Origin of the sequence: Halomonas daqiaonensis, assembly GCF_900109725.1 — a bacterium.
GTDB lineage: Bacteria > Pseudomonadota > Gammaproteobacteria > Pseudomonadales > Halomonadaceae > Halomonas > Halomonas daqiaonensis.
Genome location: NZ_FOBC01000016.1, coordinates 73,985 through 89,136 on the forward strand (window position 1 = coordinate 73,985; position 15,152 = coordinate 89,136).

Sequence of the window (15,152 nt, forward strand, 5' to 3'; positions counted from 1 at the left end):
AAGCACTGCGCCTCCGCGGGGGAGGAGCAGTGCCGCGACACGGGCATCAGATCTCGTCGTCGTCCGAGTCCAGCGCGGTGAGCTGGGCGCCCAACTCCTGCTCGACGTCGTAGGCCGACGGGTGGAGCAGCCGCTCGGCGTCTTCACGCTTGCGGCGACGCTCCGCGTGGTGGGTCAGGCCGGTACCGGCCGGGATCAGGCGCCCCACCACCACGTTCTCCTTCAGGCCGCGCAAGTAGTCGCGCTTGCCGGTGACCGCCGCCTCGGTCAACACCCGCGTGGTCTCCTGGAAGGAGGCCGCGGAGATGAATGACTCGGTGGCAAGGCTGGCCTTGGTGATCCCCAGCAGCAACCGCTGGTACTTGGCCGGGAACTTCTCCTCCTTCTCCAGACGTGCGTTCTGCTCGAGCACGCGGACCAGTTCGGCCTGGTCGCCGGGGATGAAGTCGCTGTCGCCGGCGTCGGTGATCTCCACCTTGCGCAGCATCTGACGCACAATCACCTCGATGTGCTTGTCGTTGATGCCCACGCCCTGCAGGCGGTAGACATCCTGCACCTCGGTAGTGATGTACTTGGCCAGTTCGGCAATGCCCAGCAGCCGCAGAATGTCGTGCGGGTTGCTTGGCCCGTCCGAGATCACCTCGCCCTTCTCGACCGACTCGCCCTCGAAGACCGCGATCTGACGCCACTTCGGGATCAGCATCTCGAAGGGATCGCCGTCTTCCGGGGTGATGGTCAAGCGACGCTTGCCCTTGGTCTCCTTGCCGAAGCTGATTACACCGCTGACCTCGGCGAGGATGGACGGCTCTTTCGGCTTGCGCGCCTCGAACAGATCGGCGACGCGCGGCAGACCCCCGGTGATGTCCTTGTTGCCGGTGGCTTCCACCGGGATACGCGCTACCACCTCGCCGACACCGATGTAGGAGCCGTTATCGACGGTGATGATCGCCTTGCCAGGCAGCGGGTACTGCACCGGCGTGTCGGAGCCGGAGACGGTGACAGGATTGCCGGCTTCGTCGGTCAACATGATCATCGGCCGCTTGTCGCGCCCGGCCATGGGGCGCGCCGCCGACTCGATCACCTCGATGGAGGAGAGACCGGTCATCTCGTCCACGCTGCGGTGCATGGTGACACCCTCGTCGAGGTCGCTGTACTGCACCTGCCCCTCACCCTCGGCAATGATCGGGTGGGTGTGCGGGTCCCACTTGGCCACGGCCTGGCCGGCTTCGACGCTGTCGCCGTCGCGCACGTCCAGCTCGGCCCCGTAGGGCAGCTTGTAGTACTCGCGCTCGCGGCCGTGATCGTCGGCAACGGCCAGGGCGCTGGAGCGGGACACTACCACCAGCTTGCCGTCGCCACGCTCGACGTGCTTGATGTTGTGCAGGCGCACCTTGCCGCCATGCTTGACTCGGACGCTGTCCACCGCCGAGGCACGAGAGGCCGCCCCGCCGATGTGGAAGGTCCGCATGGTCAACTGAGTGCCCGGCTCGCCGATCGACTGGGCGGCGATGACGCCCACGGACTCACCGATGTTGACCTGATGGCCTCGCGCCAAATCACGGCCATAGCAGGACGAGCAGACGCCATGGGGGGTCTCGCAGGAGATGGTCGAGCGCACCACGATCTCGTCGACGCCCATGGTGTCCAGCTCGGCACACCATTTCTCGTCGAGCAGGGTACCGCGCGGGATCAGCACCTCGTCGCTGGCCGGGTCGATGACGTCCTGGGCGACCACGCGACCCAGCACACGCTGGGCCAGGGAGACGATGATGTCGCCGCCCTCAATGACCGGGTGCAGCGTAAGGCCGCGCTCGGTGCCGCAATCGGGCTCAGTGATCACCATGTCCTGAGCGACGTCGACCAGGCGACGGGTCAGGTAACCGGAGTTGGCGGTCTTGAGTGCCGTGTCCGCCAGGCCCTTCCGCGCGCCGTGGGTCGAGATGAAGTACTGGAGGACGTTCAGGCCCTCGCGGAAGTTGGCGACGATCGGGGTCTCGATGATCGAGCCGTCCGGTTTGGCCATCAGGCCGCGCATGCCCGCCAGCTGGCGGATCTGGGCGGCACTACCCCGGGCACCGGAATCGGCCATGATGAAGACGCTGTTGAAGGAGTCCTGCTCGACCTCCTTGCCCTCGCGATCGACCACCGTCTCCTTGGAGATGCCGGCCATCATCGCCTTGGCGACCTGGTCGTTCGCCCGGGCCCAGATGTCGATGACCTTGTTGTACTTCTCGCCGGCGGTGACGAGACCCGAGGAGAACTGGTCCTCGATCTCCTTCACCTCGTCCTCGGCGGCTTCGACGATCTCGGCCTTGGCGTCCGGGATGACGAAGTCGTTGACGCCGATCGAGGCGCCGGACCAGGTGGCCAGACGGAAGCCGGTGTACATCAGCTGGTCGGCGAAGATCACCGTCGGCTTGAGGCCGGCGCGGCGATAGACCTCGTTGATCAGCTTCGAGATGGCCTTCTTCTTCATCGGCTGGTCGACCAGCTCGAAGGGCACGCCCTCGGGCAGGATGCGGAACAGCAGCGCGCGGCCTACGGTGGTGTCGTAGATCCGGCGGTGATGGCTCTTCTCGCCGGTCTCCTCGTCGATGTCCACCTCGTCGAGGCGCACCTTGACGCGGGCATGCATCGACACGCTCTGGGTGCCGAAGGCACGCTCCACCTCGTCGAGGCCGGAGAACACCATGCCCTCGCCCTTGTCGTTGATGCGCTCGCGGGTCATGTAATACAGGCCCAGCACCACGTCCTGGGACGGCACGATGATCGGCTCGCCGTTGGCCGGTGACAGCACGTTATTCGTGGCCATCATCAGCGCACGGGCCTCCAGCTGCGCCTCCAGGGTCAGCGGCACGTGCACCGCCATCTGGTCACCGTCGAAATCGGCGTTGTAGGCGGCACACACCAGCGGGTGCAGCTGGATCGCCTTACCCTCGATCAGCAGCGGCTCGAAGGCCTGGATTCCCAGGCGGTGCAGGGTCGGCGCACGGTTGAGCAGCACCGGATGCTCGCGGATGACGTCGGCGAGGATATCCCACACCTCGGCCGTCTCGCGCTCGACCATCTTCTTGGCGGCCTTGATGGTGGAGGCATAGCCCAGCGACTGCAGCTTGGAATAGATGAACGGCTTGAACAGTTCCAGCGCCATCTTCTTGGGCAGGCCGCACTGGTGCAGGCGCAGGGTCGGGCCCACGGTGATCACCGAGCGGCCGGAGTAATCGACGCGCTTGCCCAGCAGGTTCTGGCGGAAGCGGCCCTGCTTGCCCTTGATCATGTCGGCCAGGGACTTCAGCGGGCGCTTGTTGGAGCCCGTGATGGCCCTGCCACGGCGACCGTTGTCGAGCAGGGCGTCTACCGACTCCTGCAGCATGCGCTTCTCGTTGCGCACGATGATGTCGGGCGCATTGAGGTCGAGCAGCCGCTTGAGGCGGTTGTTGCGGTTGATCACGCGCCGATAGAGGTCGTTGAGATCCGAGGTCGCGAAGCGGCCACCGTCCAACGGCACCAGCGGGCGCAGGTCCGGCGGCAGCACCGGCAGCACCTCCATGACCATCCACGCCGGGTCGTTTCCGGACCCCTGGAAGGCTTCCAGCAGCTTGAGGCGCTTGGAGAGCTTCTTGATCTTGGTCTCGGAGTTGGTCTGCGGGATCTCCTCGCGTAGCCGACCGATCTCCTCGTCGAGGTCGATGTCCTTGAGCAGCGCCTGGACGGCCTCGGCCCCCATGCGGGCATCGAAGTCGTCACCGAACTCCTCAAGAGCCTCGAAATACTGCTCGTCATTGAGCAGCTGGCCACGCTCGAGGGTGGTCATGCCCGGGTCGATGACCATGAAGCTCTCGAAGTAGAGCACACGCTCGATGTCGCGCAGGGTCATGTCCAGGAACATGCCGATGCGCGACGGCAGCGACTTGAGGAACCAGATGTGGGCGACGGGGCTTGCCAGCTCGATGTGGCCCATGCGCTCGCGGCGCACCGCGGCCTTGGTGACCTCGACGCCGCACTTCTCGCAGATGATGCCGCGGTGCTTCATGCGCTTGTACTTGCCGCACAGGCACTCGTAGTCCTTCACCGGGCCGAAGATCTTGGCACAGAACAGGCCGTCCCGCTCCGGCTTGAAGGTGCGGTAGTTGATGGTCTCGGGCTTCTTGACCTCGCCGAAGGACCAGGAGCGAATCATGTCCGGCGACGCCAGCGTGATCTTGATCGCATCGAACTCTTCGGACTGAGACTGCGATTTGAGGACTTTCACCAAATCTTTCATGGGGTCGGCTCCGTTGCGGAGTTGTCATGGGCGGGGGCGTTGCCACCCCCGCGGACCGTCATTCTGTGAAGCGCAGGCAGTGCAGCCTCAGCTTTCCAGTTCGATATCGATGCCCAGCGAGCGGATTTCCTTCACCAGCACGTTGAAGGACTCCGGCATGCCCGCCTGCATGGTGTGGTCGCCGTCCACGATGCTCTTGTACATCTTGGTGCGACCCTCCACGTCGTCGGACTTGACGGTGAGCATCTCCTGGAGCGTGTAGGCCGCGCCATAGGCCTCCAGGGCCCAGACCTCCATCTCGCCGAAGCGCTGGCCACCAAACTGTGCCTTGCCGCCCAGCGGCTGCTGGGTAACCAGCGAGTAGGAACCGGTGGAGCGCGCGTGCATCTTGTCATCCACCAGGTGGTTGAGCTTCAGCATGTACATGTAACCCACGGTCACCGAGCGGTCGAAGGCATCACCGGTGCGACCGTCGTAGAGCGTCATCTGGCCAGAGTCCGGCAGGTCGGCGAGACGCAGCAGGTGCTTGATCTCGTGCTCCTGAGCACCGTCGAACACCGGTGTGGACATCGGCACGCCGCCCTTGAGGTTCTTCGCCAGGGCGATGACCTCCTCGTCGGACAAGGAGTCGAGATCCTCGACGCGGGTCCCCTGGGTGGTGTTATAGACCTCCTTCAGGAAATCGCGGATCTCGGCTACCTGCTGCTCGCGGGCGTCGCGCAGCAGCCCCTCGATCTTGACACCGAGGCCACGCGCCGCCATGCCCAGATGCGTCTCGAGGATCTGCCCGACGTTCATCCGCGAGGGCACGCCCAGCGGGTTGAGCACCACGTCGATGGGTTCGCCGTTGTCGTCGAAGGGCATGTCCTCGATCGGCATGATCGCCGAGATGACACCCTTGTTACCGTGACGGCCGGCCATCTTGTCGCCCGGCTGCAAGCGGCGCTTGATTGCCAGATAGACCTTGACGATCTTCAAAACGCCCGGCGCCAGGTCGTCGCCTTGGGTAAGCTTGCGCTTCTTGTCCTCGAAGCGCTCGTCCATCTCCTTGCGACGGTTCTCCAACTGCTCGTCGGCCTGGGCCAACAGCTCGTTGAAGGTCTCGTCCTGCAGGCGCAGCTTGAACCACTGCTGGCGCGGCAGCTCCTCGAGATAGCTGTCGGAGAGCACATCGCCCTTCTTCAGCTTGGGGCCGCCGTTGACGACCTGACCGGAGAGGGTGCGCTTGAGGCGCTCGAAGGTGGCATCCTCGGCGATGCGGTAGGTCTCCTGCAGGTCCTTGCGCACCTCATCGAGCTGGCTCTGCTCGATGGAGAGCGCCCGAGAGTCCTTCTCCACGCCGTCGCGGGTGAACACCTGGACGTCGATGACGGTTCCGGTCATACCGGTCGGGGCGCGCAGCGAGGTGTCCTTCACATCGCTGGCCTTCTCGCCGAAGATCGCCCGCAGCAGCTTCTCTTCCGGGGTCAACTGGGTCTCGCCCTTGGGCGTCACCTTGCCCACCAGGATATCGCCGGCGCCGACCTCGGCACCGATATAGACCACCCCGGCCTCGTCCAGTTTACCCAGCGCCGACTCGCCGACGTTGGGAATGTCGGAGGTGATCTCCTCCGACCCCAGCTTGGTGTCACGAGAGACGCAGGTCAGTTCCTGGATGTGGATGGTGGTGAAGCGATCCTCCTGGACCGCCCGCTCGGAGAGCAGGATGGAGTCCTCGAAGTTGTAGCCGTTCCACGGCATGAAGGCGATGCGCATGTTCTGGCCCAGCGCCAGGTCGCCCATGTCCACGGAGGGACCGTCGGCCAGGATATCGCCACGGCGCACCTGGTCACCGGGGCGAACGATGGGCCGCTGGTTCATGCAGGTATTCTGGTTGGAGCGCAGGTACTTGGTCAGGTTGTAGATATCAACGCCGGCTTCGCCGCCGATGATCTCGTCCTCGCTGACCCGCACCACGATCCGCTTGGCATCGACCGAATCGATCACGCCGCCCCGACGGGCCACCTCACAGACGCCGGAATCGCGCGCCACGAAGCGCTCCATCCCGGTACCTACCAGCGGCTTGTCGGCGCGCAGGGTGGGCACGGCCTGACGCTGCATGTTCGCCCCCATCAGGGCGCGGTTGGCGTCGTCGTGCTCGAGGAAAGGGATCAGCGCCGCGGCCACGGAGACCACCTGGCGCGGCGAGACGTCCATCAGGGTGACCTGCTCGGGACGCATGAAGGTGGTCTCGCCGCGGTGACGGACCTGCACCAGATCGTCGACCAGCTTGTTCGACTCGTCCACGGTAGCGGAGGCCTGGGCGATGACGAAGTCGCCCTCCTCGATGGCCGAGAGGTGGACCACGTCGTCGGTCACCTGGCCGTCCACGACCTTGCGGTACGGCGTCTCGAGGAAGCCGTAGCTGTTGGTGTGGCTGTAGGTAGCCAGGGAATTGATCAGGCCGATGTTCGGACCTTCCGGCGTCTCGATCGGGCACAGACGGCCGTAGTGCGTGGCGTGGACGTCGCGCACCTCGAAGCCGGCCCGCTCGCGCGTCAGGCCGCCCGGGCCGAGCGCAGAGACGCGGCGCTTGTGGGTGACCTCGGAGAGCGGGTTGTTCTGGTCCATGAACTGGGAGAGCTGGCTGGAGCCGAAGAACTCCTTGACCGCTGCCGCCACCGGCTTGGCATTGATCAGGTCCTGGGGCATCAGGCCTTCGCTCTCGGCCATGGAGAGGCGCTCCTTGACCGCGCGCTCAACCCTCACCAGCCCGACGCGGAACTGGTTCTCGGCCATCTCACCGACGCAGCGAATGCGACGGTTGCCCAGGTGGTCGATGTCGTCGACGTCACCGAAGCCGTTGCGGATCGCGATCATCTCGCGCAGAACGTCGAGGATGTCCTGGCGGTCGAGGACGCCGGACCCGGTGTCGCTGTCGCGACGCAGGCGGCGGTTGAACTTCATGCGACCAACGCCCGACAGGTCGTAGCGGTCTTCGCTGAAGAACAGATTGTTGAACAGCGTCTCCGCGGCCTCCTTGGTGGGTGGCTCGCCGGGCCGCATCATGCGGTAGATCTCGACCAGCGCCTCGAGGCGGGAGCCGGTGGTGTCCAGCTTGAGGGTGTCGGAGACGAAGGGGCCACAGTCGAGGTCGTTGGTGTAGAGCGTCTCGAGGGTGGTGATGCCCGCCTGAGCGATCTTCTCCAACAGCTCGGGAGTGATCTCGGTATTGCAGGGACAGATCAGCTCGCCGGTATTCGGGTCGACCTGATCCTTGGCCAGAGTCTTGCCGAACAGATAGTCCATCGGCACGTCGAGGCGCTCGAGGCCGGCCTTTTCCAGCTGGCGGATGTGCTTCTGGGTGATCCGGCGGCCTTCCTCGACGATGACGTTGCCGTCGCCGTCCTTGATGTCGAAGGTCGCGGTCTCACCGCGCAGACGCGAAGGCACCAGGTCCACCGAGAAGCCGGCCTTCTCGATGTGGAAGGTACTGAGCTCGAAGAACTCGTCGAGAATCTCCTCGGCGCTCATGCCCAGGGCACGCAGCAGCACCGTGGCCGGCAGCTTGCGGCGACGGTCGATGCGCACGAAGACGCTGTCCTTGGGATCGAACTCGAAGTCGAGCCAGGAGCCGCGGTAGGGGATCACCCGAGCGGAATACAGCAGCTTCCCGGAAGAGTGGCTCTTGCCCTTGTCGTGGTCGAAGAACACGCCGGGCGAACGGTGCAGCTGGGAGACGATGACGCGCTCGGTACCATTGATGACGAAGGTACCGTTCTCGGTCATCAGGGGGATTTCCCCCATATAGACTTCCTGCTCCTTGATGTCCTTGATCGCCTTGTTGGACGAATCCTTGTCGTAGATGATCAGGCGAACCTTGACGCGCAGGGGTGCAGAGTAGGTGACGCCACGCAGCTGGCACTCCTTGACGTCGAAGGCCGGAGTGCCGAAACGGTAGCTGACATACTCCAGCGCAGCGTTGCCGGAGAAGCTCGCGATCGGGAAGACCGACTTGAAGGCGGCGTGCAGGCCGATTTCCAGGCGTTCTTCGGGTGAGCGATCCTGCTGGAGAAACTCGTAGTAGGAATCAAGCTGGATGGCCAGCAGGTAGGGCACATCCATTACTTGCGGCAGTTTGCCAAAATCCTTGCGGATGCGTTTTTTCTCAGTGTATGAGTAAGCCATCTGTATTCCCCAGCTTGTTCACCATGGGTGACCGATGCGTGTCGGCGTCACCCGACGGGTTCGGCTCCGTCAGGCGCTGACGGCAAGCCTCCATCAGGAAGCTCGCCGTCGGAATTCGGCTAGCGGTGGCCCTAGGGCAACCGGCTAGTGACAACAGAAAAAGGCCGGCAGCGGGTGTCCCGCCACCAGCCGTGGAAGCTTACGCAGCAACGCGTGAAGCCTCGGGCACAAGGGTTACTTGAGCTCCACACTCGCGCCGGCGTCTTCCAGCTTCTTCTTTGCCTCTTCGGCATCGTCCTTGGACAGGCCTTCCTTGATGGTCGCCGGTGCGCCGTCGACGGCACCCTTGGCTTCCTTGAGGCCCAGGCCGGTGATCTCGCGGACCGCCTTGATCACGTTGACCTTCTTGTCGCCGGCGCTTGTCAGCACGACGTCGAACTCGGTCTGCTCTTCTTCGGCGGCGGCTTCACCGCCACCCGGGCCGGCCACGACAGCGGCGGCGGCAGAGACACCGAACTTCTCTTCCATGGCCTCGATCAGCTCGGCCACTTCCATGACGGACATGTCGGCGACGGCGTTGATGATGTCTTCTTTGGTCAGTGCCATTGTCTAGATTCCTAACTTTGCGGGAGCCTCGTCATCGCGATGGCTCGGGATTCAATGTTCGATTCGGGCTGAGCGCAAGAGTTCGCCGTTCAGGCGGCCTCTTCCTGCTTCTGGTCACGCAGCGCCGCGAGGGTACGAACCAGCTTGCCGGCAGAAGCTTCCTTCATGACGGACATCAGCTTGGCGATCGCCTCATCGTAGGTCGGCAGATTAGCCAGACGGTCGATGTCGCTTGCCGGGATCAGCTCACCTTCGTAGGCCAGCGCCTTGACCTCGAACTCCTTCTGACCCTTGGCGAACTCCTTGAACAGACGGGCGGCAGCACCCGGATGCTCGTAGGAGAAGGCCAGCATGGTCGGACCGGAGAAGGTCTCGTCCAGAATCTCCCAGGGAGTTCCAGACAGGGCGCGGCGTGCCAGGGTGTTGCGAACAACACGGATCTGCACGCCATTCTCGCGGGCCTGCTTGCGCAGGTCAGTCATCGCGCTGACCGCGACGCCACGAGAGTCGGCAACGACGACGGAGAGCGCATCCTTGGCCGCTTCACTGACCTCGGCAACAATTGCCTTCTTGCCTTCGAGTGCTAGTGGCACAGTGATCACTCCTTCGTGCCGGAACCTCGCGAGAGGATTCCGGTGGTTACCATCTCTCCCGACCGAAGGCCGGGAGCCTTGGGTGATGGTGCTCACCAGATATCTGGCGGCCACACCATCTGCGCAGGCCTTCCCGGGGGAAGATTAAGCCGCACTCGCAAGAAGCGCGGCACCTGCGGTCTTTGACGATGCCCCGCCGGCGAGATAGCCCGGCACGGGGACCGCAAAGTTCCTGCAATCGTCTCGATCGCCGCCCGATCAGGCTAGGGCGGAATGATCGATGGTCAGCCCCGGGCCCATGGTGGTAGACAGGGTGACCTTCTTGAGATAGATACCCTTGGACGTGCTCGGCTTGAGCTTCTTCAGGTCGGCGACCAGCGCCTCCAGATTGCCCTGGATGGCAGAAGCCTCGAAGTCGACCTTGCCAAGGGTGGTATGGATGATGCCGTTCTTGTCGGTCCGGAAGCGCACCTGGCCGGCCTTGGCGTTCTTGACGGCAGTGGCCACGTCAGGGGTCACGGTACCAACCTTGGGGTTCGGCATCAGGCCGCGCGGACCGAGAATCTGGCCCAGCTGGCCGACGACGCGCATGGCATCCGGCGAGGCGATCACCACGTCGAAGTCCAACTGGCCCTTCTTGACCTGCTCGGCCAGGTCGTCCATGCCGACGATATCGGCACCGGCTTCCTTGGCGGCATCGACGTTGGCACCTTGGGTGAAGACCGCAACACGCACGTCCTTGCCGGTACCGTTGGGCATGACGGTGGCGCCACGCACGACCTGATCGGATTTACGCGGATCGACGCCGAGGTTGATGGCAACGTCCAGGGACTCCTTGAACTTGACAGTGGACAGCTCGGAAAGCAGGGCCACGGCCTCGTCGAGAGAGTAGGTCCGGTTGGCGTCAACCTTCTCGCGAATCTGTTGTGCACGCTTGGTAAGCTTGGCCATGATCAAAGACCCTCCACATTCAGGCCCATGCTGCGGGCGCTACCGGCAATGGTACGCACCGCGGCGTCGAGATCGGCAGCCGTCAGATCCGGCTCCTTTGTCTTGGCGATCTCCTCGAGCTGCTCACGAGTCACGGTACCGACCTTGTTCTTGTTCGGCTCACCGGAGCCGGACTTGATGCCGGCCGCCTTCTTCAGCAGGACCGCGGCAGGCGGGGTCTTGGTGATGAAGGTGAAACTGCGGTCGGAGTAGACAGTGATGACTACGGGGGTCGGCAGGCCCGGCTCGATATCCTGGGTCGCGGCGTTGAACGCCTTGCAGAACTCCATGATGTTGACGCCGTGCTGGCCCAGCGCGGGGCCCACGGGGGGACTCGGATTGGCCTTGCCAGCTGCCACCTGCAGCTTGATGTAAGCCTGTACTTTCTTGGCCATGATGGACTCCAGTTGGGTAGTAGCGCCTTGCGGCTCCCCGGGTTACACAACCACCCGCAGGTGATTGCCACGAAACAATCAGGGCCGGAAGGCTATTCCTTCTCGACCTGGGCAAACTCCAGCTCGACAGGCGTGGAGCGGCCGAAGATCAGCACGCTGACCTGCACTCGGCTCTTGTCGTAATTGACCTCTTCGACGACTCCGTTGAAGTCGGCGAAGGGGCCGTCGACGACGCGCACCGACTGGCCCGGCTCGAAGAGCGTCTTGGGCTTCGGCTTGTCGGTGCCGTCCTTGACCCGACTGAGGATGGCATCGGCCTCCTTGCGGGTAATGGGGGCCGGCTTTTCCTTGGTGCCACCGATGAACCCCATCACGCGCGGCGTCTCGTTGACCAGGTGCCAGGTCTCGTCATCCATTTCCATCTCGACCAGCACGTAGCCGGGATAGAACTTGCGCTCGCTCTTGCGACGCTTGCCGTCACGCACCTCGACGACCTCTTCGGTCGGCACCAGGATCTCGCCGAAGCGATCCTCCATGCCGTGCATCTTCACGCGCTCGATAAGCGAGCGCATGACATGCTTCTCGAAGCCGGAGTAGGCGTGGACGACATACCAACGCTTTGACATGAAAACTCCTAACCGATGACGCCGGACATCGCCCAGCCAAGAAGGGTGTCGATCAGCCAGAGCATCAGCCCGACCACCAGCACGGCCACCAGCACGATGGCGGTGGTCTGTACGGTCTCGGCCCGTGTCGGCCAGATGACCCGCTGGATTTCCTTCTTCGCACTCCTGGCGAGTTCGACCAGATCACGCCCCTTGGTCGTGGTCAGCGCCACCAAGGCCGCCGCCGCACTAAGCACGACGACACCGAGCACACGATAGAGAAGCGCCTGGTCGGCGAAATAGGTATTGCCGACCACGGCAAGGACCAGCAGAGTGACGACAACCGCCCACTTGAGCCCGTCGTGGCGCGACTCCTGCACCTCGGCGTTATGCTTCATGAAAACGAGACTCCTCAGGGTGCAGCAATCGAAACATGAAAGTATATGAGATCTCGCCAGCCTGGGGAAGACTGGCAGGCCAGGAGGGAATCGAACCCCCAACCTGCGGTTTTGGAGACCGCTGCTCTGCCAATTGAGCTACTGGCCTGTATCTGCTTTACGCGACCACCCTTTGCAGGCGACCTGTACGACAGCGGGCGCCATGATAGCGAAAGCCGCTCTTTCTGGCAACCCCTTCCCCGCACGATGCCATCACGGGAAAGAAAAAGAAAAGACGAGCCTCGGCTCGCCTTCTCGATATGGAGCTCATGGACGGATTTGAACCGTCGACCTCACCCTTACCAAGGGTGTGCTCTACCCCTGAGCTACATGAGCGCAACCTTGTGGCTTCGCAGCCTGATACCTGGAGCGGGCAGCGGGGATCGAACCCGCATCATCAGCTTGGAAGGCTGAGGTTCTACCATTGAACTATGCCCGCCGACCCACTCTTGCTTGCCATCACTCGACGCATCGGGTGCAGCTGAACCTGGTGGAGGGGGAAGGATTCGAACCTTCGAAGCTTTCGCGGCAGATTTACAGTCTGCTCCCTTTGGCCACTCGGGAACCCCTCCAGCTGGCGGTGCATTCTACCGCCTCTGCTTCCAGTGTCAAGTGCCTGTTTTCACTGCATCTTGACTCGGTACGACCACCTTGCCGGTTGCCGGCCGCGCCTCTCCGGAACGCGGCGCATTGTGTCAAAGCAACATCGAGAATGCAAGCGCGGCACGTATCTTTTCCAGCGCCACCGGCGCGGGCACCCGGGGTGCCCCGGACATGCGTCCCGCCCGCTCGGCTGCGGTCAACGGGAAGCAGGCTTCCAGCCCCCCGTAGACCATGTCCGGCCAGACCGTATGGGGCACCTGGATACCGCGCGATACCACCCGGGCATCACCGCCGGTCAGCATCATCGGTAGCGCCACGCCCTGCTGGTCACAGACCTCGCTGTAGATGCGATTGACGGCGCTCACCGCCGCCATATAGATGCCGTGGTTGACCGCCTCGACGGTACGCCTGCCAGGCTCCAGCAGCTCCTCGGCCTCGCTGTCGGGATCAATAGCGACGTTGCGGGTGCCGAGCTTGAGGCTCTCCTTCATCAATCGCAACCCGGGCAGGATATAACCTCCCAGGTGGCGCCCACCGGGCAGCACGAAATCGACGGTGATGGCACTACCGCAGTCTACGGCACAGCAGCCACCAGCCAGTTGGTAGCCCGCCAAGGCCCCCATCCAGCGATCGACACCAAGCTTACCGGGCTCCTCATAGCCGTTGGTGACCCCCAGGGCCTCGGCTGTCGAGCGCGCCACATGGACGGTGCCCACCCGATGGTGCAGTAGCGCCACCGTCTCCTCCAGCACCGCCTTGCGCGCCACGCTGGAGATCCGTACTGCCTCGACCACGTCGAGGTCGGGGATATCCGCACCCGGACGCCACTCCTCACGGGTCCAGACGGCACCGCGCGAGCGAATCTCGCTGCTGTCGGCATCCTTTAGCCGCCACTTGGAGAGGGTGTTACCGATATCAAGGTCCAGGATCATGCGCGTCTCCGCACGCTGATCTCGCCACCGGCAAGCCGCACCGGACGACCTTCCTGCTGCACCCAGAGATTTCCGGCATCATCCACATCACCGGCGATCGCTAGCTCCCGGGCTCCCCGCTGCAGGATCTCGACCTCGCGGTCGTAGAAGGCATGCCGGGCGTTCCAGTCGTCGCGCCAGGCAGAGAACCCCTGTCTCTCGAAGTCCGCCAGCAGAGGCAGCAACTCGTCCAGCAGTTCGACGGCCAATGCATTGCGAGAGAGTCCCGGTGCCTGGTCGTGGACCGCCGCAACGGCCTGATCGATGCCCTCGCGGAACACCGCCGGCAAGTCGACATTGATACCCATGCCCACCACCACCTCGCAGGGACCGGCGGCATCACCGCTGATTTCCACCAGGATACCCGCCAGCTTGCCAAGCACCCCGTCATCGTCCTCCAGCAGCACATCATTGGGCCACTTGAGGCGAGGCCTGACGCCATGGCGTTCGAGTACCCTGGCGAGGGCCACACCCAGTGCCAGACTCAGCCCTTCCAGTGACGTCACTCCCGCTTCGACCCGCCAGCCGATCGAGAGCATCAGGGTTCGTCCCCAGGGGGTCACCCAGGGGCGTCCTCGACGCCCGCGCCCCTCGCTCTGCTGCTCTACCAGACAGACCTCGCCATGCCCCGCCCCTTGGGAAAAGCGCTCGCGCAGGAAAGCGTTGCTGGACGGCAGGCTCTCCTCGACAAACAGCCGCGCCAGGTGGAGGCGCGCATCTGGCGACAGACCAGCCACAATGGCGCTACCATCCAGCAGCTCCAGGCGCTCGACCAGTCGATATCCCTGGCCCTTGACCGCCTCCATGGGAATGCCCAGAGACTCCAGCTTGCGCAACTGTTTCCATACCGCCGCCCGTGACACGCCCAGCCGTTCACCCAGTTGTTCGCCGGAGTGGAACTCGCCATCGCTCAGCAGGCGGATCAGGTCACCGATGGTCATGCTCATGCCCCTGACCGGAAATGTGACATTCTAGCGGATGCGGCCAGCCCCCGGAAACGACAGCGACGAAAGTCCCACCCCTTAACGGTACGGGCGCCAGACAAGAAAAAACCCCGCGCTCTTTCGAACACGGGGTTTTCTCGGGATAGGTGCCTGACGATGACTTGGCCGGCACCCCGGGACTCTCCATGGGAAGGCCCCCAACGACGAAACCCCGACCAAGGGCCGGGGTTTCTGAGTAGGTGCCTGACGATGACCTACTCTCGCATGGGGAGGCCCCACACTACCATCGGCGCTGAGCGGTTTCACTGCTGAGTTCGGCATGGGATCAGGTGGTTCCCGCACGCTATGGTCGTCAGGCGAAAAACGGTGAATCATGCTGAACTGAGTCGTCTCGTCGTATCCGGCTGTCGGTCGCCATCGGCAGACCGCTTGGGTGTTATATGGTCAAGCCTCACGGGCCATTAGTACCGGTTAGCTCAACGCCTTGCAGCGCTTCCACACCCGGCCTATCAACCAGCTGGTCTCGCTGGGCCCTTCAGGAGGCTCGAGGCCTCGGGGATGTCTCATCTTGAAGGGG

The 15,152-nt window shown here is 63.7% G+C and carries 10 protein-coding genes, 4 tRNA genes and 2 rRNA genes; all 16 read right to left on the reverse strand.

The genetic code is table 11. The annotated features are described in order from the left end of the window. Positions 1–46: 46 nt before the first annotated feature. Positions 47–4,264 (reverse strand): DNA-directed RNA polymerase subunit beta', encoded by a 4,218-nt coding sequence (gene rpoC, locus BMY30_RS13095; RefSeq protein ID WP_089714425.1) that lies wholly within the window; start codon positions 4,262–4,264, stop codon positions 47–49. Between the two features lie 87 nt (positions 4,265–4,351). Then, the gene (gene rpoB, locus BMY30_RS13100; protein ID WP_089714428.1) at positions 4,352–8,431 is read right to left on the reverse strand and encodes a DNA-directed RNA polymerase subunit beta; all 4,080 of its coding nucleotides are present in this window, start codon (positions 8,429–8,431) and stop codon (positions 4,352–4,354) included. A gap of 234 nt (positions 8,432–8,665) precedes the next feature. Then, complete coding sequence (rplL, locus tag BMY30_RS13105) at positions 8,666–9,037, reverse strand: 50S ribosomal protein L7/L12 (RefSeq protein ID WP_089714430.1); 372 nt, start codon at positions 9,035–9,037, stop codon at positions 8,666–8,668. A gap of 89 nt (positions 9,038–9,126) precedes the next feature. Continuing rightward, positions 9,127–9,630, reverse strand: coding sequence for a 50S ribosomal protein L10 (gene rplJ, locus BMY30_RS13110; protein ID WP_089714432.1), 504 nt, complete (start codon positions 9,628–9,630; stop codon positions 9,127–9,129). Positions 9,631–9,888: 258 nt separating this feature from the next. Continuing rightward, on the reverse strand, positions 9,889–10,581 hold the full coding sequence (gene rplA, locus BMY30_RS13115; protein ID WP_089714434.1) for a 50S ribosomal protein L1: 693 nt from the start codon (positions 10,579–10,581) through the stop codon (positions 9,889–9,891). 2 nt (positions 10,582–10,583) lie between these two features. Continuing rightward, positions 10,584–11,015, reverse strand: a complete 432-nt coding sequence (gene rplK, locus BMY30_RS13120; protein ID WP_089714436.1) for a 50S ribosomal protein L11 — start codon at positions 11,013–11,015, stop codon at positions 10,584–10,586. A gap of 92 nt (positions 11,016–11,107) precedes the next feature. Further along, positions 11,108–11,641: a transcription termination/antitermination protein NusG gene (gene nusG / locus BMY30_RS13125; protein ID WP_089714438.1), complete on the reverse strand. Its 534-nt coding sequence runs from the start codon at positions 11,639–11,641 to the stop codon at positions 11,108–11,110. Between the two features lie 8 nt (positions 11,642–11,649). After that, positions 11,650–12,018: a preprotein translocase subunit SecE gene (gene secE, locus BMY30_RS13130; RefSeq protein ID WP_089714442.1), complete on the reverse strand. Its 369-nt coding sequence runs from the start codon at positions 12,016–12,018 to the stop codon at positions 11,650–11,652. Positions 12,019–12,090: 72 nt separating this feature from the next. Then, a tRNA-Trp gene (locus tag BMY30_RS13135) sits at positions 12,091–12,166 on the reverse strand. 152 nt (positions 12,167–12,318) lie between these two features. Then, a tRNA-Thr gene (locus tag BMY30_RS13140) sits at positions 12,319–12,393 on the reverse strand. Positions 12,394–12,422: 29 nt separating this feature from the next. Continuing rightward, positions 12,423–12,496, reverse strand: a tRNA-Gly gene (locus BMY30_RS13145). Between the two features lie 49 nt (positions 12,497–12,545). Further along, positions 12,546–12,629, reverse strand: a tRNA-Tyr gene (locus tag BMY30_RS13150). 123 nt (positions 12,630–12,752) lie between these two features. Continuing rightward, entirely contained in the window at positions 12,753–13,592 is an 840-nt protein-coding gene (locus tag BMY30_RS13155; RefSeq protein WP_089714445.1) for a type III pantothenate kinase, read from the reverse strand. Further along, positions 13,589–14,572, reverse strand: a complete 984-nt coding sequence (locus BMY30_RS13160; protein WP_089714447.1) for a biotin--[acetyl-CoA-carboxylase] ligase — start codon at positions 14,570–14,572, stop codon at positions 13,589–13,591. Before BMY30_RS13160 ends, BMY30_RS13155 begins: the two co-directional genes overlap by 4 nt. 244 nt (positions 14,573–14,816) lie before the next feature. Then, positions 14,817–14,932: ribosomal RNA gene (gene rrf, locus BMY30_RS13165) — 5S ribosomal RNA — on the reverse strand. An 83-nt stretch (positions 14,933–15,015) separates the two neighbouring features. Continuing rightward, positions 15,016–15,152, reverse strand: a 23S ribosomal RNA gene (locus BMY30_RS13170); the annotation flags it as partial.